The sequence below is a fragment of the Kribbella sp. NPDC002412 genome (assembly GCF_053592935.1).
Window position 1 is genome coordinate 90,021 of sequence record NZ_JBSFBL010000013.1, and the last position, 23,977, is coordinate 113,997.

At 67.7% G+C, this 23,977-nt stretch carries 17 protein-coding genes; all 17 read right to left on the minus strand.

Annotated features, from left to right (window positions below):
* Window positions 1–232: 232 nt before the first annotated feature.
* The 17 genes from tuf to ACWCOV_RS13565 all read right to left on the minus strand — a co-directional run bounded on the left by tuf (window position 233) and on the right by ACWCOV_RS13565 (window position 23,976).
* Window positions 233–1,426: an elongation factor Tu gene (gene tuf, locus ACWCOV_RS13485; RefSeq protein WP_449829520.1), complete on the minus strand. Its 1,194-nt coding sequence runs from the start codon at window positions 1,424–1,426 to the stop codon at window positions 233–235.
* A 72-nt stretch (window positions 1,427–1,498) separates the two neighbouring features.
* Window positions 1,499–3,610, minus strand: a complete 2,112-nt coding sequence (gene fusA / locus ACWCOV_RS13490) for an elongation factor G (RefSeq protein ID WP_449829521.1) — start codon at window positions 3,608–3,610, stop codon at window positions 1,499–1,501.
* Between the two features lie 71 nt (window positions 3,611–3,681).
* Window positions 3,682–4,152: a 30S ribosomal protein S7 gene (rpsG, locus tag ACWCOV_RS13495; RefSeq protein ID WP_360527719.1), complete on the minus strand. Its 471-nt coding sequence runs from the start codon at window positions 4,150–4,152 to the stop codon at window positions 3,682–3,684.
* The gene (rpsL, locus tag ACWCOV_RS13500) at window positions 4,152–4,526 is read right to left on the minus strand and encodes a 30S ribosomal protein S12 (protein WP_012923692.1); all 375 of its coding nucleotides are present in this window, start codon (window positions 4,524–4,526) and stop codon (window positions 4,152–4,154) included. Before rpsL ends, rpsG begins: the two co-directional genes overlap by 1 nt.
* Before the next feature lie 278 nt (window positions 4,527–4,804).
* Entirely contained in the window at window positions 4,805–5,593 is a 789-nt protein-coding gene (locus ACWCOV_RS13505; RefSeq protein WP_449829522.1) for a maleylpyruvate isomerase N-terminal domain-containing protein, read from the minus strand.
* A 4-nt stretch (window positions 5,594–5,597) separates the two neighbouring features.
* A complete protein-coding gene (locus tag ACWCOV_RS13510) occupies window positions 5,598–6,923 on the minus strand; it encodes a nuclear transport factor 2 family protein (protein ID WP_449829523.1) in 1,326 nt (441 codons plus the stop codon).
* 137 nt (window positions 6,924–7,060) lie between these two features.
* Window positions 7,061–10,918 (minus strand): DNA-directed RNA polymerase subunit beta', encoded by a 3,858-nt coding sequence (locus ACWCOV_RS13515; protein ID WP_449829524.1) that lies wholly within the window; start codon window positions 10,916–10,918, stop codon window positions 7,061–7,063.
* A gap of 65 nt (window positions 10,919–10,983) precedes the next feature.
* Complete coding sequence (gene rpoB, locus ACWCOV_RS13520; protein WP_449829525.1) at window positions 10,984–14,466, minus strand: DNA-directed RNA polymerase subunit beta; 3,483 nt, start codon at window positions 14,464–14,466, stop codon at window positions 10,984–10,986.
* Between the two features lie 274 nt (window positions 14,467–14,740).
* Window positions 14,741–15,469: a hypothetical protein gene (locus ACWCOV_RS13525; RefSeq protein ID WP_449829526.1), complete on the minus strand. Its 729-nt coding sequence runs from the start codon at window positions 15,467–15,469 to the stop codon at window positions 14,741–14,743.
* Window positions 15,469–15,969 carry a hypothetical protein gene (locus ACWCOV_RS13530; protein ID WP_449829527.1) on the minus strand — a complete coding sequence of 167 codons (501 nt, stop codon included), beginning with the start codon at window positions 15,967–15,969 and terminating at the stop codon, window positions 15,469–15,471. Before ACWCOV_RS13530 ends, ACWCOV_RS13525 begins: the two co-directional genes overlap by 1 nt.
* Window positions 15,966–17,255, minus strand: a complete 1,290-nt coding sequence (locus ACWCOV_RS13535; protein ID WP_449829528.1) for an MCE family protein — start codon at window positions 17,253–17,255, stop codon at window positions 15,966–15,968. The genes ACWCOV_RS13530 and ACWCOV_RS13535 overlap by 4 nt, the downstream gene beginning before the upstream one ends.
* Window positions 17,252–18,469 (minus strand): MCE family protein, encoded by a 1,218-nt coding sequence (locus tag ACWCOV_RS13540; protein WP_449829529.1) that lies wholly within the window; start codon window positions 18,467–18,469, stop codon window positions 17,252–17,254. The genes ACWCOV_RS13535 and ACWCOV_RS13540 overlap by 4 nt, the downstream gene beginning before the upstream one ends.
* Complete coding sequence (locus ACWCOV_RS13545) at window positions 18,466–19,653, minus strand: MCE family protein (RefSeq protein ID WP_449829530.1); 1,188 nt, start codon at window positions 19,651–19,653, stop codon at window positions 18,466–18,468. The genes ACWCOV_RS13540 and ACWCOV_RS13545 overlap by 4 nt, the downstream gene beginning before the upstream one ends.
* Window positions 19,653–20,666, minus strand: a complete 1,014-nt coding sequence (locus ACWCOV_RS13550) for an MCE family protein (RefSeq protein WP_449829531.1) — start codon at window positions 20,664–20,666, stop codon at window positions 19,653–19,655. Before ACWCOV_RS13550 ends, ACWCOV_RS13545 begins: the two co-directional genes overlap by 1 nt.
* Complete coding sequence (locus ACWCOV_RS13555; protein ID WP_449829532.1) at window positions 20,663–21,697, minus strand: MCE family protein; 1,035 nt, start codon at window positions 21,695–21,697, stop codon at window positions 20,663–20,665. Before ACWCOV_RS13555 ends, ACWCOV_RS13550 begins: the two co-directional genes overlap by 4 nt.
* On the minus strand, window positions 21,694–23,022 hold the full coding sequence (locus ACWCOV_RS13560) for an MCE family protein (RefSeq protein WP_449829533.1): 1,329 nt from the start codon (window positions 23,020–23,022) through the stop codon (window positions 21,694–21,696). The genes ACWCOV_RS13555 and ACWCOV_RS13560 overlap by 4 nt, the downstream gene beginning before the upstream one ends.
* Window positions 23,023–23,145: 123 nt before the next feature.
* Window positions 23,146–23,976, minus strand: a complete 831-nt coding sequence (locus ACWCOV_RS13565) for an MlaE family ABC transporter permease (RefSeq protein ID WP_449829534.1) — start codon at window positions 23,974–23,976, stop codon at window positions 23,146–23,148.
* Window position 23,977 lies beyond the last annotated feature (1 nt).

A 23,977-nucleotide genomic window follows, 5' to 3' on the forward strand; every position in this document is an offset into this window, starting at 1 on the left:
GGACCGGAACCTCGGCATGGTCTCCGGTCCGGCGCACCCGCCAGACCCGGGAATGAGTCTGTGGCGCACCCCGGCGGCCTCGCCTGAGCAACCTGAATATTGTGCCAGAGATCGGCGTCGAAACGCCAATCGGGTGGCCTCACGCCTGATCCGGCCCACCTGAGCGCCGGATCGGGCGCAAAGCAGAGGTCCGCGGGGGCTCAGCGTGCGAGCCCTCGCGGACCTCGTGAGATCACTTGATGATCTTGGTGACCCGGCCGGCGCCGACGGTGCGGCCACCTTCGCGGATCGCGAACTTCAGACCGTCCTCCATGGCGATCGGCTGGATCAGCTCGACCGACATGTCGGTGTTGTCGCCCGGCATGACCATCTCGGTGCCCTCGGGAAGCTGCACGACACCGGTCACGTCCGTGGTACGGAAGTAGAACTGGGGCCGGTAGTTCTGGAAGAACGGCGTGTGACGGCCGCCCTCCTCCTTGGACAGGATGTAGACCGAGGCCTCGAAGTTGGTGTGCGGGGTCGTGGTGCCCGGCTTGATGACAACCATGCCGCGCTCGACGTCCTCGCGCTTCGTGCCACGAAGCAGCAGACCGACGTTCTCACCGGCCTGGCCCTCGTCCAGCAGCTTCCGGAACATCTCGATACCGGTGACCGTGGTGGTCTGCTTCTCCGGACGGATGCCGACGATGTCGACGGTCTCGTTGACCTTGATGACACCGCGCTCGATCCGGCCGGTGATGACGGTGCCGCGACCCGTGATGGTGAAGACGTCCTCCACCGGCATCAGGAACGGCTTGTCGATCTCGCGCTCCGGCTGCGGGATGTACTCGTCGACGGCGTTCATCAGCTCGACGATCGACTCGCCCCACTTGGCGTCGCCCTGCAGCGCCGGGTGAGCGGCGACGCGGACGATCGGCGCGTTGTCGCCGTCGAACTCCTGCTCCGAGAGCAGCTCGCGAACCTCGAGCTCGACGAGCTCCAGGATCTCCTCGTCGTCGACCATGTCGCACTTGTTCAGTGCCACGACCATCGCCGGCACGCCGACCTGACGGGCGAGCAGCACGTGCTCACGCGTCTGCGGCATCGGGCCGTCGGTGGCGGCGACGACCAGGATCGCGCCGTCCATCTGGGCCGCACCGGTGATCATGTTCTTGATGTAGTCCGCGTGACCCGGGCAGTCGACGTGGGCGTAGTGCCGGGCCTCGGTCTGGTACTCGACGTGCGCGATGGAGATGGTGATACCGCGCTGACGCTCTTCGGGCGCCTTGTCGATCTGATCGAAGGCCGACGCCTCGTTGAGGTCCGGGTACTTGTCGTGCAGCACCTTGGTGATCGCCGCGGTAAGCGTGGTCTTACCGTGGTCGATGTGACCGATGGTGCCGATGTTGACGTGCGGCTTAGTCCGCTCGAACTTCGCCTTCGCCACTGGGGCCCTCCTAGATAAATGTTGACTACGCCGTACGCCGACGCGCTTGGGGTGTTGGTCAGGAGCGAGAGACTACTCGCCCCGGGCCTTCTTGATGATCTCTTCCGCCACGTTCTTCGGAACCTCGGCGTAGGAATCGAACTGCATCGAGTAGGACGCGCGGCCCTGCGTCTTGGAACGCAGGTCACCGACATACCCGAACATCTCCGACAGCGGCACCAGGGCCTTCACGACCCGGCTGCCACCGGGGCCCTCGTCCATCGACTGGATCTGGCCACGGCGGGAGTTGAGGTCGCCGATCACGTCGCCCATGTAGTCCTCGGGCGTGGTGACCTCGACGGCGAACATCGGTTCCAGGATGACCGGCCCGGCCTTGCGGGCGGCATCCTTGAACGCCATCGAACCGGCGATCTTGAACGCGAGCTCGGAGGAGTCGACGTCGTGGTACGCGCCGTCCTGCAGCGTGACCTTGACGTCCACCATCGGGTAGCCCGCGAGGACACCGAACTCCATCGCCTCCTGGCAGCCCTCGTCCACCGACGGGATGTACTCCCGCGGGATGCGGCCACCGGTGACGGCGTTGACGAACTCGTAGCCGCCCTCGCCGCCGGCCTCGACGGAGGTCGGCTCGATGTCGATGATCACGCGACCGAACTGACCCGAACCACCGGTCTGCTTCTTGTGCGTGTAGTCGACCTTCTCGACCTTCTTGGTGATGGTCTCGCGGTAGGCGACCTGCGGCTTGCCGACGTTCGCCTCGACGCGGAACTCACGCTTCATCCGGTCGACCAGCACCTCGAGGTGCAGCTCGCCCATCCCGGCGATGATGGTCTGGCCGGTGTCCTCGTCGGTCCGGACCTGGAAGGTCGGGTCCTCCTCGGCGAGCCGCTGGATCGCGACGCCCAGCTTCTCCTGGTCGGCCTTCGACTTGGGCTCGATGGCGACCGAGATGACCGGGGCCGGGAACTGCATCGACTCCAGCACGACCGGGTTCGACGGGTCGGCCAGGGTCTCACCGGTGGTGGTGTCCTTCAGGCCCATCACGGCGACGATGTGGCCGGCGCCGATCGACGCGATCTCCTCACGCTTGTTCGCGTGCATCCGGTAGATCTTGCCGATCCGCTCCTTGCGGCCCTTGGTCGGGTTCAGCACCTGGGTGCCGGTCTCGAGCTTGCCCGAGTACACCCGGATGAAGGTCAGCTTGCCCAGGTGCGGGTCGGCCGCGATCTTGAACGCCAGCGCCGAGAACGGCTCGCTGTCGTCCGGCTTGCGCAGCACGACCTGCTCGGCGTCCTTGACGTCGTGGCCCTCGATGGCCGGGACGTCGATCGGGCTCGGCAGGTAGTCGTTGACCGCGTCGAGCAGCGGCTGCACGCCCTTGTTCTTGAACGCGGTGCCGGTCAGGACCGGGGTCAGCTTGCTGGCCAGGGTCGCCCGCCGGATCGCGGCCTTCAGCTGCTCCTTGGTCGGCTCCTCGCCCTCCAGGTACAGCTCCATGACCTCGTCGTCGGCCTCGGCGACCGTCTCGATCAGCTTGTCGCGCCACTCGGCGGCCAGCTCGGTGTGGGTGGCCGGGATCTCCTCGACCGTGTAGTCCTCACCGATCTTGGTCTCGCCGCGCCAGGTCAGCGCCCGCATCTCGACCAGGTCGATGACGCCGATGAAGTCGGCCTCGGCGCCGATCGGCAGCTGCATGACCAGCGGGATCGCGGCGAGGCGGTCGCGGATCATGTCGACGCAGCGCATGAACTCCGCGCCGGTCCGGTCCAGCTTGTTGACGAAGCAGATCCGCGGCACGCCGTACCGGTCCGCCTGACGCCAGACGGTCTCGGACTGCGGCTCCACACCGGCGACACCGTCGAAGACCGCGACGGCGCCGTCGAGCACGCGCAGCGAACGCTCCACCTCGACGGTGAAGTCGACGTGGCCCGGGGTGTCGATGATGTTGATGGTGTGGTCTTTCCAGGTGCAGGTCGTCGCGGCGGACGTGATCGTGATGCCGCGCTCCTGCTCCTGCTCCATCCAGTCCATCGTGGCGGCGCCCTCGTGGACCTCACCGATCTTGTAGGTGATACCGGTGTAGAAGAGGATCCGCTCGGTCGTCGTCGTCTTGCCGGCGTCGATGTGAGCCATGATCCCGATGTTGCGGACCTTGGCCAGGTCGGTGGTGATTTGTACGGCCACCTCGGTGGTCTACCTCTCGATTCTGTACTGCGTCAAAAGGGTGAGCGCTGGGGTCCGGATCGGACCCCGGATCACCAGCGGTAGTGGGCGAAAGCCTTGTTGGCTTCGGCCATCTTGTGCGTGTCCTCGCGGCGCTTGACCGAGGCTCCCAGGCCGTTGGAGGCGTCCAGGATCTCGTTCATCAGGCGCTCGGCCATCGTCTTCTCGCGACGGGCCCGGGAGTACGTCGTCAGCCAGCGCAGCGCCAGCGTGGTGGAGCGGCCCGGCTTGACCTCGATCGGCACCTGGTAGGTGGCGCCACCGACCCGGCGGCTCTTCACCTCGATGCTCGGCTTCACGTTGTCGAGCGCACGCTTCAGCGTGATGACCGGGTCGGTGCCGGTCTTCGTGCGGGTGCCCTCGAGCGCGCTGTAGACGATGCTCTGCGCGATCTGCTTCTTGCCGTCGACCAGGATCTTGGAGATCAACTGGGTGACGAGCGGCGAACTGTAGACCGGGTCGATGATGACCGGCCGCTTCGGGGCGGGACCCTTGCGCGGCATTAGCTCTTCTCCTTCTTCGCGCCGTAACGGCTGCGGGCCTGCTTCCGGTTCTTCACACCCTGGGTGTCGAGCGAACCGCGGATGATCTTGTACCGGACACCCGGCAGGTCCTTCACACGACCGCCACGCACGAGCACGATCGAGTGCTCCTGCAGGTTGTGGCCGACGCCGGGGATGTACGCGGTGACCTCGATGCCGCTGGTCAGGCGGACACGCGCGACCTTGCGAAGGGCCGAGTTCGGCTTCTTCGGCGTGGTGGTGTAGACGCGCGTGCACACACCGCGACGCTGAGGGGAACCCTTCAGGGCCGGCGTCTTGTTCTTGGACACCTTGTCCTGGCGGCCCTTGCGGACCAGCTGCTGAATGGTGGGCACCGCGTAGGTCTCTTTCTGTCGTCCGGCTTTCTTCTGCTGCGTTCGCCTGACCCCCGCGGTCGGGTGTGTCGCGTGTTCACGGGCGCACCGAAAGCCTTGAACTTCCAGACTGTCGGCAGGAGTCCCGTGCCACGCGCGCAGACCCGTTCGACGAGGGGCACGCATGACGGCCCAGGATGACCCGGGCACGATCGTTAAGACTAGCGGCTGCCTGAAGCACGGTCAAAATGAGTAACCGACCGGAACCGAGGCCCTTCCGCTCCTCCAGTTTACAGGGTCTACGGAGTGGCCTTCCCGGAGAGGAAAGCGGCTGCCACGGCGGGGTCTCCCTCGACCGTCAGGACGCTCCCCGGCAAGCGTTTCCACAGGCACAGGTCGAGCTCGGCCGCGGTCCCCGAGAGGACCGCTTCGCCGGCCGCCTTCCCGCGCTCGACATGCGGCCGATCGCCTTGTGGCACAGGGCTCAGCGTCCATTCGTCACCGGTGTCGGTCGCCCGGACGCCGAGCTGCCGGGTGACCGCCGGATCGAACCCGCGGGCCAGCATCCGGGGCAGGAACACCCCGAACACCTCGTCCACCCCGTCCGCCGCAAGCTCCGGAGGTACGGCGGTAAGACCACTGGCCGCCCGTTGATCCGGGGCTGCCCCGGTCTGGACCGCGTCCACGAGGTGGATGACCGTCTCATGCATGCGCCGGCGCGACCAGAATCCGGCGCGCTGCTCGACCGGTGCGAAGTTCCAGCACGGCTCGTCCGGGTCGACGGCCCGGATCGCGGCGGCCAGGGCGGCGGTCGTGCCCGCATACCAGTCGGCCCAGGAGACCGTCGTACGGAGCACCTCCGGGACCTTCTGCCTGGCGCCGCTCAGCAGGATGGACGCGGCCCAGCGCTGACCGGAGCCGACGTGCAACGCCAGGTCGGCCAGCGTCCAGCCGGGGCAGCCGGGCACCGCCGCGGCCGGGTCGACGCTGTCCAGGACGGCCGCGAACTGCGCGGCCGTCCGCTCGAACTCGGCCAGGTGGTCGATCGGGGCGGACAGCGCCCCAGACTCGGACACGGACTCGGACACGGGCTCAGGCCCGGAACTGGACTTCGGCGATCAGCCCCTCGGTCACGCGGTACAGCGCGATCATCGGGATCGGCTCGCCGGAGTCGTAGGCCAGGATGTGCTCGACCACCCACTCGCCGAGCATCAGCTTCTGCACCACCTCGGTCTTGCACCGGCCGGCGTCGAAGCGTGGCCGGTAGTACTCGCGGAGGAAGCGCCGGCCCTTCAGCTCGCTGTCGTCGGCCAGCACGATCCGCGCGGTCGGCGAGTACATCGCCAGGAACGCCTCCAGGTCATGGGCGGCGTACGCGGAGTGCTCGCGGGCGACCACGCGAGCCGCAGGGGTATCGACCGTGGCAGCCGCGACCGTGGCGGCGGCGACACTGGCCAGCGGTGTGGCCGTGGGGGCGACGGCCGGGGTGGGAGTGGGCTCGGGAGCCGGGGGTGCGGCAGGAGCCGCCGTGGGGGCTGCCGGGGCCGGTGCAGGGCTGGGCTTCGGCTGACTGGCGGGGTCAGCGGGCGCCTTGGCTGCCTTGGCGGTCACGGTGGGCTTGGCGGCGGTCGTCGTACGCCGGGTGGTCGGCTTGGCGGGAGGAGGAGGAACAAGGAGCTTGTTCTGGCCGTCCGGCTCCTCACCCAGGTGGGCGATCGCCCAGTCCAGGGCCTTGGCGACGGCGGCGCGTGATTCTTCGGTGTGGTCGAGCATGTCGAACCCGTGGTGCCCTTTCGGTACGTCGATGATGTCCAGCGCGGTACCACCGGCGGAGACGAACTCCGCGACCGGACCGGCGAGCTCCTCCAGCTCGAGTCCGGCCCTTGTCAGCAGTACCGGCAGGTCCTTGTGTTTGCCAATCACTTCGGCGGCATTGACCAGTTCTTCGACACCGGGCGGGGTGGCGAGCAGGGGATAGGTCAGGGCGACGCAACGCAGCCAGTCGGGGCGGCTGTCCAGCCACTCCCCTGCCAGCAGTCCGGCGCCGGAGAAGAACCACAGGGCGACCCGATCGGGGTCGACCCGTGGGTCGGATCGCAGTACGCCGATCGCAGCCTCCACCTCGTCCGCGGCGGTGACCAACTGGTCGAAGCCGTGGATCAGGCTGTGGTCGACGACAGCGGCCACCACGCCACGCCGGGCGGCAGCGGTCGCATAACCCCGGTACACCGGCCACTCGCGAGGCAGCACCTCGAGGCCGGCGGGCCCAGGACCCCCGTGCACAAAGAGAATCGCGCCGGTCCGGGCGGTTCCGGCCGGGCGGTAGAAGTCGATCTCCCCGAGCCGGTCGACCCGGACGCCGGGGCCGTCCAGCACCCCCAGGACGAAAGGGCGCAGGTAGGCCGGGAGATCCGTCATGGACCAATCTTGGCGCATCACAGGGACACTTTCAGCCGCCACCCCGAGTGTCTTTCCCGGCACCCGTCGTACCGGGCCCGGAAACGCCGAAAGGCGGCACTCCAGCAGGAGTGCCGCCTTTCGCGGAATGACTCGAATCAGTTCTGGTAGGAACCGAGATCGAAGTCGTCGAGCGGGACCGACTGACCGGTGGACGGGCCGAAGTCGTAGTCGTACGACTCGTAGCCGACCATCGAGTACATCGCGGCCTTCGCCTCCTCGGTGGGCTCCACCCGGATGTTGCGGTAACGGTCCATGCCGGTACCCGCCGGGATCAGCTTTCCGATGATGACGTTCTCCTTCAGACCGACCAGCGAGTCGGACTTGCCGTGGATCGCGGCCTCGGTGAGGACGCGGGTCGTCTCCTGGAAGGAGGCGGCCGACAGCCACGACTCGGTCGCCAGCGAGGCCTTGGTGATACCCATCAGCACCGGACGGCCGGAGGCCGGCGTGCCGCCCTCGGCGACCACCCGGCGGTTCTCCGCCTCGAACATGATCCGGTCCGCGAGCTCACCCGGCAGCAGCTGGGCGTCGCCCGACTCGATCACCGTGACCCGGCGCAGCATCTGCCGGACGATGATCTCGATGTGCTTGTCGTGGATGGCCACACCCTGCGACCGGTACACCTCCTGGACCTCGTCCACCAGGTGCTCCTGCGCCTTGCGCACACCGAGGATCCGCAGAACCTCCTGCGGGTCCGGCGTACCCTGCGTCAGCTGCTGACCGACCTCGACGTGCTGACCTTCCTCGATCAGCAGGCGGCCACGCTTCGACACCGGGTAGGCGACCTCCTCGGAACCGTCGTCCGGGGTGAGCACCAGCTTGCGGGTCTTGTCGGTGTCCTCGATCGAGATCCGGCCGGCCGCCTCGGAGATCGGCGCCTTGCCCTTGGGCTGCCGGGCCTCGAACAGCTCGACGACACGCGGCAGACCGTGGGTGATGTCATCACCCGCGACACCACCGGTGTGGAAGGTACGCATGGTCAGCTGCGTACCCGGCTCACCGATGGACTGGGCCGCGATGATGCCGACCGCCTCGCCGATGTCGACCGGCTTGCCGGTCGCCAGCGAACGGCCGTAGCACTTCGCGCAGGTCCCGGTCTTGGCGTCACAGGTCAGCACGGAGCGGACCTTGACCTCCTCCAGCCCGGCCTCGACCAGGATGGCGATCGAGACGTCGCCGAGGTCGCTGCCGGCCTCGAGGACGACCTTGCCGTCCGGACCGATGGCGTCGGTGGCCAGCGTCCGTGCGTACGCGCTGGTCTCGACGTTCTCCGCGTGCACGACCTTGCCGTCCGGACCGGGCTCGCCGATCTTCTTCGGCAGACCGCGCTCGGTGCCGCAGTCCTCCTCGCGGATGATCACGTCCTGCGAGACGTCCACCAGACGACGGGTCAGGTACCCGGAGTCGGCGGTCCGCAGCGCGGTGTCGGCCAGACCCTTCCGGGCGCCGTGGGTGGCGATGAAGTACTCGACCACCGACAGGCCCTCACGGAAGTTGGACTTGATCGGCCGGGCGATGATCTCACCCTTCGGGTTGGCCACCAGGCCACGCATACCGGCGATCTGCCGGATCTGCATCATGTTGCCCCGGGCGCCCGAGTGGACCATCATCCAGATCGGGTTGGCCTTCTCGAAGTTCTCCTCCATCGCCTTGCCGACCTCGGCGTTGGCGCCGGTCCAGATCTCGATCAGCTCCTGGCGCCGCTCGGACGAGGTGATCAGGCCTCGCTCGAACTGCTTCTGGACCTTCTCGGCCTGCGACTCGTACCGGGCCATGATCTCCGGCTTGGACGGCGGCGTGCTGAAGTCGTCGATCGACACGGTCACACCGGACCGGGTGGCCCAGCGGAAACCGAGGTCCTTCAGCGCGTCCAGGCAGTTGGCCACCTGGACCTTGGAGTACCGCTCGGCCAGGTCGTTGACGATCCCGCCCAGCTGCTTCTTGCCCACCTCGACGTCGACGAACGGGTAGTCCGCCGGCAGCGTCTCGTTGAACAGCGCCCGGCCCAGCGTGGTCTCCAGCGAGAACCCACGACCGTTCTCCACGGCGCCGGCCGGTACGGCGGACCCGTCCAGACGCAGCGTGATCTTGGCCTGCAGCGACAGCTCGTTGCGGTCGAACGCCATCAGCGCCTCGGCCACCGAGCTGAACGCCCGGCCCTCGCCCAGCGCGCCTTCCTTCAGCATGGTCAGGAAGTAGATGCCGATGATCATGTCCTGGGTCGGCATCGTGACCGGACGGCCGTCGGCCGGCTTCAGGATGTTGTTCGTCGACAGCATCAGGATCCGGGCCTCGGCCTGCGCCTCGGCCGACAGCGGCAGGTGCACCGCCATCTGGTCACCGTCGAAGTCCGCGTTGAACGCGGAGCAGACGAGCGGGTGGATCTGGATCGCCTTGCCCTCGATCAGCTGCGGCTCGAACGCCTGGATACCCAGCCGGTGCAGGGTGGGCGCGCGGTTCAGCAGCACCGGGTGCTCGGTGATGACCTCTTCCAGCACGTCCCAGACCTGGGCGCGCTGGCGCTCGACCATCCGCTTGGCGGACTTGATATTCTGCGCGTGGTTGAGGTCGACCAGCCGCTTCATCACGAACGGCTTGAACAGCTCCAGCGCCATCGCCTTCGGCAGACCGCACTGGTGCAGCTTCAGCTGCGGGCCGACGACGATCACCGAACGACCGGAGTAGTCGACGCGCTTACCGAGCAGGTTCTGCCGGAAGCGGCCCTGCTTGCCCTTGAGCATGTCGGACAGCGACTTCAGCGGCCGGTTGCCCGGGCCGGTGACCGGACGGCCACGGCGGCCGTTGTCGAACAGCGCGTCGACGGCCTCCTGCAGCATCCGCTTCTCGTTGTTGACGATGATCTCCGGCGCGCCCAGGTCGAGCAGTCGCTTGAGCCGGTTGTTCCGGTTGATCACCCGGCGGTACAGGTCGTTCAGGTCCGAGGTGGCGAACCGGCCACCGTCGAGCTGGACCATCGGACGCAGGTCCGGCGGGATCACCGGGACGCAGTCCAGCACCATGCCCATCGGGCTGTTGTTGGTCTGCAGGAACGCGGTGACGACCTTGAGCCGCTTCAGGGCGCGGGTCTTGCGCTGGCCCTTGCCGGTCTTGATCGTCTCGCGCAGGTTGTCCGCCTCGGCCTTCAGGTCGAAGGTCTCCAGCCGGCGCTGGATCGCGGCCGCGCCCATGGCGCCCTCGAAGTACTTGCCGAACCGCTCCTTCATGGCGCGGTAGAGGATCTCGTCGCCCTCCAGGTCCTGGACCTTCAGGTTCTTGAACCGGGTCCAGACCTCGTCGAGGCGGTCGATCTCCCGCTGCGCGCGGTCGCGCAGCTGCTTGACCTCGCGCTCGGCGCCTTCCTTCACCTTGCGGCGGACGTCGGCCTTGGCGCCCTCGGCCTCGAGCTGCGCCAGGTCCTCCTCGAGCTTCTTCATCCGCTGCTCGATGTCGTTGTCACGACGGTTCTCGAGCTGCTTGCGCTCCACGTCCACCCGGCCCTCGAGCGAGGACAGGTCGCGGTGCCGGGCCTCGTCGTCGACGTCGGTGATCATGTACGCCGCGAAGTAGATGACCTTCTCGAGGTCCTTCGGGGCGAGGTCGAGCAGGTAGCCGAGCCGCGACGGGACACCCTTGAAGTACCAGATGTGGGTGACCGGCGCGGCCAGCTCGATGTGGCCCATCCGCTCGCGGCGCACCTTGGAGCGGGTGACCTCGACGCCACACCGCTCGCAGATGATGCCCTTGAAGCGAACGCGCTTGTACTTGCCGCAGTAGCACTCCCAGTCCCGGGTGGGACCGAAGATCTTCTCGCAGAACAGACCGTCACGCTCAGGCTTGAGGGTCCGGTAGTTGATCGTCTCGGGCTTCTTGACCTCGCCGTGCGACCACTGACGGATCTCGTCCGCGGTGGCCAGGCCGATCCGAAGCTCGTCGAAGAAGTTCACGTCGAGCACGATGTGTTATCTCCTAGTAAAGATGGTCTGAGTGAGTTGTGTGTTGATCTCAAGCGGCAACCCGCTCAGACCTCTTCAACGCTGTTCGGCTCACGCCGGGACAGGTCGATGCCCAGTTCCTCCGCAGCACGGAAGACGTCCTCCTCGCTGTCGCGCATCTCGACCCGGCTTCCGTCGGACGAGAGCACTTCCACGTTCAGGCACAGGGACTGCATTTCCTTGACCAGAACCTTGAAGGACTCCGGGATACCCGGCTCCGGGATGTTCTCGCCCTTGACGATCGCCTCGTACACCTTGACCCGGCCGACCACGTCGTCGGACTTGATCGTCAGCAGTTCCTGCAGCGCGAAGGCGGCGCCGTAGGCCTCCAGGGCCCACACCTCCATCTCGCCGAACCGCTGACCGCCGAACTGGGCCTTACCACCCAGCGGCTGCTGGGTGATCATCGAGTACGGACCGGTCGACCGCGCGTGGATCTTGTCGTCGACCAGGTGGTGCAGCTTCAGCATGTACATGTAGCCGACACCGATCGGCTCCGGGAACGGCTCACCCGAACGGCCGTCGAACAGCCGGGCCTTGCCGGTGCTGTCGACCATCCGGACGCCGTCGCGGTTCGGCAGCGTGGAGCCGAGCAGGCCGGTGACCTCCTCCTCCTTGGCGCCGTCGAAGACCGGGGTGGCGACGTTCGTCATCGGAGCGGCGGAGCCGGCGCCGATCTTGATCAGCCGCTGGGCCCACTCCTCCTGGTTCTCCGGGTCGATCTCCCAGCCGCGGCTGGCGACCCAGCCGAGGTGGGTCTCGAGCACCTGGCCGACGTTCATCCGGCCGGGCACGCCCAGCGGGTTCAGGATGATGTCGACCTGGGTGCCGTCCTCGAGGAACGGCATGTCCTCGACCGGCAGGATCTTGGAGATGACGCCCTTGTTGCCGTGCCGGCCGGCCAGCTTGTCGCCGACCGAGATCTTCCGCTTCTGGGCGACGTACACCCGGACCAGCTGGTTCACGCCCGGCGGCAGCTCGTCGCCGTTGTCGCGGTCGAAGACGCGGACGCCGATGACGGTGCCGTTCTCGCCGTGCGGAACCTTCAGCGAGGTGTCGCGGACCTCACGAGCCTTCTCACCGAAGATCGCGCGCAGCAGCCGCTCCTCCGGGGTCAGCTCGGTCTCGCCCTTCGGGGTGACCTTGCCGACCAGGATGTCACCGGTGGTGACCTCGGCGCCGATCCGGATGATGCCGCGCTCGTCCAGGTCGGCCAGCATCTCGTCGGAGACGTTCGGGATGTCCCGGGTGATCTCCTCCGGACCCAGCTTGGTGTCCCGGGCGTCGACCTCGTGCTCCTCGATGTGGATCGAGGTCAGCAGGTCCTGCTGGACCACGCGCTGGCTGAGGATGATGGCGTCCTCGTAGTTGTGGCCCTCCCACGGCATGAAGGCGACCAGCAGGTTGCGGCCGAGCGCCATCTCGCCCTCGTCGGTGCACGGACCGTCGGCCAGCGGCGAGTTGACCTCGACCCGCTGCCCGGCGTCGACCAGCGGGCGCTGGTTGATGCAGGTGCCCTGGTTCGAGCGGCGGAACTTCGCCAGCCGGTAGGTCTGGTAGGTGCCGTCGTCGGCGGCGATCTCGATCAGGTCGGCCGAGACCTCCTTGACCACACCGGCCTTGTCGGCCACCACCACGTCACCGGCGTCGACCGCACCGCGGTACTCCATGCCGGTGCCGACCAGCGGCGCGTCCGCGGTGATCAGCGGAACGGCCTGGCGCTGCATGTTGGAGCCCATCAGCGCGCGGTTGGCGTCGTCGTGCTCGAGGAACGGGATCATCGCGGTCGCCACCGACACCATCTGGCGCGGCGAGACGTCCATGTAGTCCACGTCCTCGGTCAGCACGAGCTCGACCTCACCGTGCCGCCGGCGGACCAGCACCCGGTCCTCGGCGAACCGGTTCTCGTCGTTCAGCGCGGCGTTCGCCTGCGCGATGACGAACCGGTCCTCCTCGTCCGCGGTCAGGTAGTCGACCTGGTCGGTGACCTGGCCGTCGATGACCTTGCGGTACGGCGTCTCGACGAAACCGAACGGGTTCACCCGGCCGTAGCTGGCCAGCGACCCGATCAGGCCGATGTTCGGGCCTTCCGGGGTCTCGATCGGGCACATCCGGCCGTAGTGGGACGGGTGCACGTCGCGGACCTCGAAGCCGGCCCGCTCCCGGCTCAGACCACCCGGGCCGAGCGCGTTCAGCCGGCGCTTGTGGGTCAGGCCCGCGACCGGGTTGGTCTGGTCCATGAACTGCGACAGCTGGGAGGTGCCGAAGAACTCCTTCAGCGCCGCCACCACCGGACGGATGTTGATCAGGGTCTGCGGCGTGATCGCCTCGACGTCCTGGGTCGTCATCCGCTCCCGGACCACTCGCTCCATCCGGGCCAGGCCGGTGCGGAGCTGGTTCTGGATCAGCTCGCCGACGGTGCGCAGCCGGCGGTTGCCGAAGTGGTCGATGTCGTCTTCCTCGACCACGATCTCACCGGTCGGGGCGGGCAGCTCGGTCTTGCCCTCGTGCAGCGCGACCAGGTACTTGATCGTGGCGACGATGTCGTCGATCGTCAGCACCGCGGTGTCGTGCGCCTCGTCCCGGCCGAGCTTCTTGTTGATCTTGTACCGGCCGACCTTGGCCAGGTCGTAGCGCTTGCCGTTGAAGTAGTAGTTGTCCAGCAGCGCCTGCGCGGCCTCGCGGGTCGGCGGCTCACCCGGACGCAGCTTGCGGTAGATGTCGAGCAGCGCGTCGTCCTGGCCGGACGTGTGGTCCTTCTCCAGGGTGAGCCGGATCGACTCGTAGTCGCCGAACTCCTCCAGGATCTGGGCGTCGGTCCAGCCGAGCGCCTTCAGCAGCACGGTGACGTTCTGCTTGCGCTTGCGGTCGAGCCGGACGCCGACCATGTCGCGCTTGTCGACCTCGAACTCCAGCCACGCGCCGCGCGACGGGATCACCTTGGCGGTGAAGATGTCCTTGTCCGACGTCTTGTCCGGCGTGCGCTCGAAGTACACACCGGGCGAGCGGACGAGCTGGGACACGACGACCCGCTCGGTGCCGTTGATCACGAAGGTGCCCTTGCGCGTCATCAGCGGGAAGTCACCCATGAAGACGGTCTGGCTCTTGATCTCGCCGGTCTCGTTGTTCATGAACTCGGCCGTGACGAACAGCGGCGCGGAGTAGGTGACGTCCCGCTCCTTGCACTCGTCGACCGTGTTCTTCGGCGGCTCGAAGCGGTGGTCGCGGAACGACAGCGACATGGTGCCGCTGAAGTCCTCGATCGGGGAGATCTCCTCGAAGATCTCTTCCAGGCCGCTGGGGCCGGACAGGTCCGACCGGCCCTCGGCCTCGGCGGCGGCCACCCGGGCCTGCCAGGTTTCGTTGCCGACCAGCCAGTCGAAACTGTCCACCTGCAGCGCAAGCAGATCCGGAACCTCGAGAGGCTCGGAAATCTTGGCGAAGGAGATGCGGCGGGAGCCGGAAACGTCGGAAATGCTGTCGGACTGGGGGTTGCGCGAGGCGACCAAGGGGCGTCCTTCCACGGGCTCGCAAAGAATCACTTCGGTGCTGGGAGCGCACGCCGAACCGCCCTAGTCAAGTCGAGACCCGAAGCCAGGGTGGGGGTAAAGGCAGCGCAAAGCAATAGGCTACCCGATCAGGGCAAGCCTGTCCAGTGGGGTCCGATACTATGCCTTCGGACCACCCACTCCGTCAAGGATCGACCCGGGTTCTCCAGCGGGACTGCAGAAACTGCCTGGCCCGCGAGCCGCCCGGAACGTCCTGTCCGGAGTCACAAAGAGACTACAGTCCGGCGATCTCCTGGACCAGCCATTGATCGCCGTTTCGGACCATCGTGAACCGGGTCCGGTTCAGGTCGACCCGGGGCTTACCCTCCGTGATCGTGCTGGTGGTCGTCTGGTTGACGAAGATGATCAGCGTGACCCGGTCGGCGTTGCCGTCGCGGACCCCGACCTCGCGGACGTCGGCGCGGACCGTCGCCTTGGTCTTGGTGGCCAGCTCGCCGGCCACCTTGGCGGTCTCGTCGAACTTCCCGGCGAACTCCGGGGTCATCGTCGCCCGCGCCGCGGCGAAGCTTCTGTCCAGGTCACGGTAGTCGTAGCTGAGCGCGGTCTCGGCCGCCTTGCGCCCGGCCGCGGCGGCCTGGTCGCGGGCGTCCTCGGCCTGCTTGCCCTGCCACGCCTTGACCCCGAGGACCGCCGCGAAGGTGAGCACGAGCACCACCAGCACGCCGAGCAGCGCCGACAGCGCACCACCCAGCGATCGACTCCTTTCGTCACTTTCCGTAGCCGGAACGGCGTCCTCGGCAGCCTCTTCAGGGGCCTCCGGAGCCTCGAGTGTGGCCGGGGTCACTTCCTCGTCGACAGTGTCCGGGACCTTCGTTGTGACCTCGGCCGGTGCTTCGGGCGGGGCTTCGGCCTGTACTTCGGGTGGCGCTTCGGAAGTCGTGCCGGTGGCGGGGGTACGGCGCTGGCCGGCGATGCGCGGGCGGTTGCGGGGACGGTCCGGCATCAGCCCACCGCCTGCAGGTCGGCGGTCAGCCAGCGGTCCTGCTCGCGGACCAGGTCCAGCTTGATCCGGTAGCGGCGCTGCACGCCCTGGGTCGAGGCGGTGTTGGTCACCACCGCGTCCACGATCACCAGGACCTGGGCGGAGTCCTTGTCGTTCGAGACCACCGCGGCCTCCTTCACGTCACCCTTGGAGGTCGCCTTGTTGGTCTGCACCTCGGCCTTCACCACGTTCAGCCCGGCTTGGAACTCCTGCTTGAACTGCCCGGTGGAGTCGTCCAGCACCCGCTTGGTGTCGGCGTCCCAGGTCTTGTAGTCGTAAGTGGTGAAGTCGAGCGCCAGCTGCCGGGCCGCCTTCATCGCGCCTTCGCGCTCGGTCTTGTCCTCGCTCTGCCGGTTCAGCGCGACGATGGAGAGAGTGGCAGCGGCCAGCGCGACCACCAGCAGGACGCTGAGCGCCCAGGCCAGGATCAACGGGCCCCGCTTGGGGTTGCTTGCAGTCACTTGCCGGTCACCGGTCCGAGGATGAGGGCTTTCCAGGAGTCGCTGCCGAGCAGGTCGGCCTGGCCACCGGTTGAGCCGAGCACCAGCTCCGGCATCCCGCCGGAGCCGCCCGCGACCCCGGTGGCCGGGTCGTACCCGACGCCGTACCCGGTCCGGTTCAGGGAGCGGGCGGACGGGCTCGGCTTGTTCTGCGCGCCGCGGACGTTCACGCCGGACGACGGGTTCGCCGTGCAGGCCGCCTTGGTGTTGGCCGGCTTGTCGGCGGTCTCCTGCGGGATCCGCTTGTCGGTCCCGCCGTACCCGGCCCGGCAGGCCGCCGGGTCCAACCCGAGCACCAGGCCGAAGTGCGCGTCGTAGTGCCCGGTCCCCTTGTCCTTGGCCGGTACGACGTACCCGCCCATCGAGACCGCCGGGTACACCACCAGCAGCTGCTCGACGGCGTCCAGCCGGACCGCGGTCAACTCGTTCACCGTCAGCAGGTTACCGAGCAGCACCGCGACGTCCGCACGGTTCTCCTGGATCAGGGCGGTCACCTGCGTCGACGCGCCGGAGCCCTGGTCGATCACCTGGCGCAGGTTCGCGTCCGAGCTGACCAGGGTGTCGGACAGCAGCGCGAGGTTCTTCGCCCAGGTCTTGATCGCGTCGCCGCCGGCCACCTGGGTGGCGAGCACGGTGTCGCCGTCGTTGATCAGCTTGATCGTCTGCAGGATGTTCGCGTCCGCGTCGTCGATCAGCTTGCCGGAGTTGTCGATGATCCGCTGCAGGTCGGTGCCGCGGCCCTTCAGCGCCGCGCCGAGCTCGCGCACCGTGGTCCGCAGGCTCTCCTTGTCGACCGAGTTGACCAGCTGGTCGAGGTTCAGCAGCAGCTCGGTGGTGTCGATCGGGATCGCGGTGTCCTCGCGGGCGATCCGCGAGTTGTCCTGCAGGTACGGGCCGCCGTCGCGGCGCGGCTGCAGGTCGACGTACTGCTCGCCGATCGCGGACCGGTTCGCGACCACCGCGACCAGGTCGTTCGGGATCTTCACGCCCTTGTCGATCTGCAGGTTCACCTGGACGCCGTCGGACAGCAGGTCGAGGTCGCCGACCCGGCCGACCGGCTGGCCGCGGTAGGTCACCTCGGCGCCGGAGAAGATGCCGCCGGACTCGGCGAAGCTGGCGCTGACGGTGTAGTCGTCGTCGAACAGCAGCTTGTCGACCTGGGCGTACTTGCCGCCCACGTAGGCGACACCGACCACAGTGATCAGCAGGAACACCATCAGCTGGATCCGGACCGCTCTGGTGATCACTTCGCCACCCCCGGCATCAGCACCTTGGCCAGCTCGGGGTCGAAGCCCGAGCGGTTCAGCGTGGGCGTGCAGACCGGCAGGCCGAGGATCGTCGTACAGGTGGTGCCCGCACCCGTCGGCACCGGCAGCGACGGCAGGCCGCCCGTGGTCGGGTTGTGCAGCGGGATGCTCAACCCGGCTGTGGGCAGGGCCGTCGGTCCAAGGGTCGGTACCTGCACGCCGAGGAGGCTTTGCAGCGCCTTCTGGGTGTTGACGTCCAGCGTGATGCCGAGGTTGGTGAAGTCACCCTGGACGGCCTTCGCGGCGGCGTCCGGGAACGGGTAGGTGAACAGCAGCTCGAGCGACTTCGGCAGGTCCTCCCCCGCCTGGGCCAGCTTGGTCAGGATCGGGTAGAGCGACTGCAGGTTGGCCACCAGGTCCTTCTGCGACGCGGTGATCACCCGGGTGGCCGTGTTGCCCAGGGTCGCCAGCGCCTGCAGCGTCTTCACCAAGGCCGCGCGCTGCTTGTCCAGCGTCGCGATCGACTTCGGCAGCGAGTCGATCGCGGTCGCCAGCGTCGCCTTCTGGGCGTTCAGCTTCTTGGCCAGCGCGTCGACGGCGGCGATCGCGGTGACGATCCGCTGCTTGTTCTGGTCCAGGGTGCCGACGAACGTGTTGAGCTGGGTGAGCACGCTGCGGATGGCCGGCTCGTTGCCGGTCAGCGCCTTGTTCAGCTCCTGGGTGATGATCTGGAGCTGGGCCACGCCGCCGCCGTTCAGCAGCAGCGAGAGCGCGGACAGGACTTCCTCCACCTCGACGTTGCTGGTGGTCCGCGACAGCGGGATGACCTCGCCGTTGTCGAGCTTGCCCCGCGGCAGCTCCGACCCCGTCGGCGGCGACAGCGAGACGAACTTCTCGCCGAGCAGGCTGGTCTGCCGGATCGTGGCCCGCTCGTTGTCGGGCAGCTCCAGGCTCTTCGGCAGCCGGATCCGGACCTTGGCGACGTACCCGTCCAGCCAGACCTTCTCGACCGTGCCGACGGTGACGTCGTCGACCTTCACCGTCGACTTCGGCACCAGGTCCAGCACGTCGGCGAACTCGACGGTGACCGTGTACGACGGCCCCTTGATCTTGGCGCCACCCGGCAACGGCAGCGAGTACACGCTGAAGTCGCACCCGGTCAGCAGCATGGCCATGCCGAGCAGACCCGCGATGATCGTCGTACGGCGTCTCATCGGACCAGCCCTCCCAGGGTCGGGTCGACCGGGTCCGGGCTCGACAGCTTCGGCGCCGGCGGCGCGGCCCAAGGCGTCCCGGCCGGGCCACCGCTGGCCGGTGCGCCGCCGCTGAGCTGGCTCAGCAGCGGTAGCTTGCTCAGGGCGTCGAAGACCGGCTTCAGCGCCGTACAGGTCGACATCGGCTGGTTCACCTGGCGGAGGAGCGAGCAGATGAAGTCCGCCGGGTCGTCGAGCTGGGCCATGTTCAGCCGCTGGTCCAGCGTCCCGTACTGCGGGTTGTAGACCCGGGCCAGGTTGCCCAGGCCGAGCGGCGCGGTGTCCAGCACCTCCGCGATGGCGGCCTTCTCCTTGACCAGGATCTGCGACAGGTCGGTGGCGCTGGAGATCGTCGTCTTCAGCAGCGCCCGGTTGTCCTTCACGAACGTCGCGACCTCACCCAGGGCGGTCGCCAGCAGGGACAGTGCCTTCGCGAGGTCCTGGCGTTCACCGGCCAGCGTGGTCGAGGTGGCGGCGAAGTTGGTGTTGAACTGCCGGACCAGCTGGTCGTTCGCAGCCAGCGCGGACACGAACGTCTGCAGCTGCCGGATCGTGGCGAACAGGCTCTGCGAGTTGCCCGCCAGCGTGCCGGTCAGCTTGGAGACGTCGGTGATGGTCTGGTTCAGCTTGGCGCCCTGGCCGTTCAGGTTCTTCGCCGAGACGTCCAGCAGCCGCGACAGCGCGCCCTGGTCGTTCGCGCCCTTGGGGCCGAGCGCCACGGACAGGTCGTTCAGGCTCTGGTAGATCTGGTCCAGCTCCAGCGGTACGGCGGTCCGGTCGATCGGGATCTCCGCGCCGTCGGCCATCACGTCGCCCTTGGAGTACGCCGGGGTGAGCTGCACGTACCGGTCGGCGACGATCGACGGCGCCGCGATCACGGCCTTCGCGGTGGCCGGCACCTTGTGCTTGGCCTCCCACCAGAACTTCACCCGCACGGTCCGCCCGGCCGGGGTGACACTCTCCACCTCGCCGACCTTGATGCCCAGGATCCGCACGTCGGAGCCGGGGTAGACCGACACCGCCCGCGGGAAGTACGCCGTCGCGCTCACCCGCTCGGGGTTCGGCCAGAGCGAGATCACGCTGACCGCGACGATCACCAGGACGACCGCGATCGCGACCAGCCGGGACAACGACTGGACCTTCATCAGCCGCCACCTCCCAGGATCGGCGGCAGCCCGGGAATCGGGACCGCCGGCGCGGGAATCTCCGGGACCGGGACCAGGTTCTGCAGGTAGACGTCGAACCACGGCCCGGTGCCGAGCGTGTTGGTGAAGACCCGGACGAACGGCGCCAGGCCCTTGATGCTGGCGTCCAGGTCGTTCTGGTTCTTCAGCAGCACGGCCAGTACGGCGTTCACCTTCTGCAGCGTCGGCGCCAGGTCCTTGCGGTTCTCCCGGACCAGCGCGGTGATCTGCGCGGACAGCTTCTGGGTCGACACCAGCAGCTGGTGGATCAGCGCCCGCCGGGCCTGCACGGCCTGGAAGACGGTGTTCCCGTCCTTCATCAGCTTGATCAGCTGCTGGTTGCGGTCGGCAAGGACCTTGGTGACCACGTTCGAGTGCTGCAGCAGCAGCTTCAGCTGCTCGTCGCGCTTGGCCACGTTCCGGGACAGCCGGGACAGGCCGGTCAGCGACGCCTGCACCTCTTCGGGCGTGTTCTGGAAGGTCGTCGACAGCGTGTCCAGGGCCCGGGCCAGCTGCGCGGTGTCGATCCGCTCGGTGGTGTTCGCGAGATCGCTGAAGGCGTCCACCACGTCGTACGCCGAGATGGTCCGGGCCAGCGGGATCTCGCTGCCGGCCCTGAGCTGACCGCCGCCGGCCGGGGTCAGCTTGAGGTACTTCTGGCCGAGCAGCGTCTTGATCTTCATCTCCGCGCCGGTCTGGTCGCCGAGCTTGACGCCCTTGTCCACCACGAAGTCGACCCGGACGTGGGTGCCCTCGAGCTCGACCTTGCGGACCTGCCCGACCCGGACGCCGGCCACCCGGATCTCGTCGTTCGGCTTCAGCCCGCCGGCCTCGGAGAACTGCGCGGAGTACTTGGTCCCGCCGCCGATCAGCGGCAGGTCCTGCGCCTTGAACGCGGCCAGCATGATCAGCCCGAGCACAGTCAGGCCGATGACGCCGACGGTCACCTGGTTCTGCTCACGGAACGGCTTCACGGCTTCTTGCACCTCGCCGAGTTGTTGTCGTACGCGACCGGGATGCGGGTGCCGGTCGGCAGCGTGACGTTGCCGTCGAAGTTGCACAGGTAGAAGTTGAACCAGGAGCCGTACGACGCGGTCCGGGTCATCGTGTTCAGCTTCTCCGGCATGTTCTGCAGCGTCTTCACCCAGATCGACTGCGTGTCGTCGAGGGTGGTCGCGACCGTGCGGAGCCGGTCCAGGTCGGCCTTCAGCGGCACCCGGGTCTGCTGCAGCAGGCCGGCCGTCTTGGTGTTCAGCGAGTTGATCGAGCCGACCGAGTTCAGGATCGGGTTGATGTCCTGGCTCAGCCCGGTGATGAACTGCTGCAGGTTCACCAGCAGCTGGGAGAAGTTCTGCTGCCGCTGCGAGACGATCTGCAGGGTCGAGGTCAGGTTCGTGATCAGGTCGCCGATCACCTGGTCCGCGTCGGCCAGCGTCGTGGTCAGCGAGGCGGTCTTGGCCAGCAGCGACTCGATCGTGCCGCCTTCGCCCTGCAGCACCTTGATCACCTCGAAGGCGAACTGGTTGACGTCCGCCGGGGTGAGCGCGGTGAACAGCGGCTTGAACCCGTTGAACAGCACCGACAGGTCCAGCGCCGGCGTGGTCCGCTCCTTCGGGATGACGCCGTTCGACTTCAGCCGCTCACCGCCGCCGACGCCGTCGGTCAGCGCGACGTAGCGGTTGCCGACCAGGTTCCGGTACCGCAGCGTCGCGTGCGTCGAGGTGTCCAGGACCTGGTCGGAGTCGACGCTGAACGTCACCATCGCCAACGTGTCCTGGTAGAGCGCGATCTTGTCGACCTGGCCGACCTTCACCCCGGCGATCCGGATGTCGTCGCCCTTGTTCAGGCCGACCGCGTCGGTGAACACGGCCCGGTACTTCGTCGTCGGGTTGAAGCTGATGTTCCCGATCGTCACCGCCAGCAGCGCGGTCGCGATCGTGGTGACGACGACGAAGATCGCCAGCCGCACGGTGTCGAAGGTGGTCTTCCGGTCCAGGATCTTCACTTCAGGTTCACCTGGCCTCCGCGCAGCAGGGGCCCGACCATCAGCGTGGTCAGATCCGGCACGTCGGACGGCGCGACCCCCAGCTCGGGGGCGACGACCGAGTCGATCACGGTCTGCTCGGCCGGCGTGCCGACGCCATGGGTGTCCAGGGCGAAGCCCGGCATCGCGCGGTTGAGCTGCAGGTTGAGCGGGAAGCGCTGGTTCTTGTTGTGGTCGCCGATCACGCCGTCCTCACCGGTGATGTACGGCGCCGGGTTCTCCTGGGTGTACGGACCCGGCTTCTCCCCCGGGTGGCTGTAGTTCTTCCCGACGCAGGTCGGCCCCCGGTGGTCCTCGTACGCCGGGAGCTCGTTCGGCTCGTACGGCGTCGGCTGGTTGGTGATGACCTCCAGGTTGATGTTCAGCCGGCCGTCCCGGAACGTGTCGTTCAGGATCGGCGCGGTGTCGGTCATCACCTTGAGGAAGCACGGGAACTCCGGCGAGTACCGCTCCAGCAGGTCCAGCACCGGCCGGCTCACCTCGCCGAGCCGGATCACCCGGTCCTCGTTCTCCGTCAGGAACGTGTTCCCGGTCGAGGACAACCGCTGGACGTCGACGAAGAACTGCTGCAGCTGGACCTGCTTCTCCACCACGGTGTTCCCGGTGACGGTCAGGTTGCGCAGCGCGCGGACGAGGTCCGGCGTCGCGTCGCCGTACAGCTGGGAGACCTGGGTGAGCTTGGTCAGCGCCGCCATCAGCTTCGGGACGTTCGGGTTCAGCTTCTTCAGGTACGCGTCCAGCTGGGTCAGGGTGCCGGCGATCTCGGCGCCGCGGCCCTCGAGGGCGGTCGCGAGGGTGTTCAAGGTCGCGTTCAGGTCGGCCGGGTCGACCGCCTGCAGCAGTGGCAGGGCGTCGTTCAGCACCTTCTCGATCTCGATGCCGACCGCGGTCTTGTCCCGCGAGATCACGTCACCGGCCTTGATGTGCCGGCCCTGGGCGCCGGTCGGCGGGACCAGCGCGACGTACTTCTCGCCGAACAGCGTCTTCGGCAGGATCCGGGCGCTGACCGCGCTGGAGATCTCGTCCACCTCGTCCGGCTTCAGGGACAGCTCGACGGTCGACTCGTCGCCGTCGGTGGACACGCTGCGGACCTCGCCGACGATGATGCCGCGCAGCTTCACGTCGGCGTGCTTGTTCAGCTGCAGTCCGATGTGGCTGGTCTTGAGCTCCACCTCGACGGTCTTGGTGAAGACCTTGGCGTAGAACGCGTAGGTCAGCCAGAGCAGGAAGCACAGCACGCCGATGAAGGCGACACCGAGGACCTTGTGGGACACGAGTCTGGTCATGGGGCCTCCCGTCCTGGACTGAGGAGCGGAGGGAGCGAAGCGACTGGAGTGACGAGGGAAGGACGGGAGTTCCAGCCCCATGACCCCCGCGCCGGAGGCGCGGCATTCAACTCAGTCATGGCGTCACCCCGCCAGCCTGACGGTGGTCGTCGTACCCCAGATCGCCATCGACAGGAGTAGGTCGACAACGTTGATCACGACGATGGAGGTCCGTACGGCGCGGCCGACGGCGACACCGACACCGGCCGGGCCACCGGTCGCGTGGTAGCCGTGGTAGCAGTGCACCAGGATCACCAGGACGGCGAAGACGAGCACCTTCCCGAACGACCACAGCACGTCCCCGGGTGGCAGGAAGAGATGGAAGTAGTGGTCGTACGTGCCGGTGCTCTGGCCGTAGAACATGGTCACGGTGAGCCGGGTGGCGAAGTACGACGCGAGCAGGCCGACCACGTAGAGCGGGATGACCGCGACCAGGCCGGCGATGATCCGGGTGGTGACCAGGAACGGCAGCGACGGGATCGCCATCACCTCGAGGGCGTCGATCTCCTCGCTGATCCGCATCGCTCCGAGCTGGGCGGTGAACCCGCAGCCGACCGTCGCGGCCAGCGCGATCCCGGCGATCAGCGGGCCGATCTCGCGGGTGTTGATGTAGGCGCTGACGAACCCGGCGAAGGCCGAGGTGCCGATCTGGTTCAGCGCCGAGTAGCCCTGCAGGCCGACCTCGGTGCCGGTGAAGAAGGCCAGGAAGGTGATCACACCGACGGTGCCGCCGATCACCGCGAGCGCGCCGGTGCCGAGCGTCACCTCGGCCAGCAGCCGCAGGATCTCCTTGCGGTACCGGGTGATCGACTTGCCGGACCAGGCCAGCGCCTTGATGTAGAAGGCGAGCTGCTCACCCAGACGATCGAGTGAGTCGAGCGGCTTCTTGACCAGCGTGTCCACCAGGGCCGACATG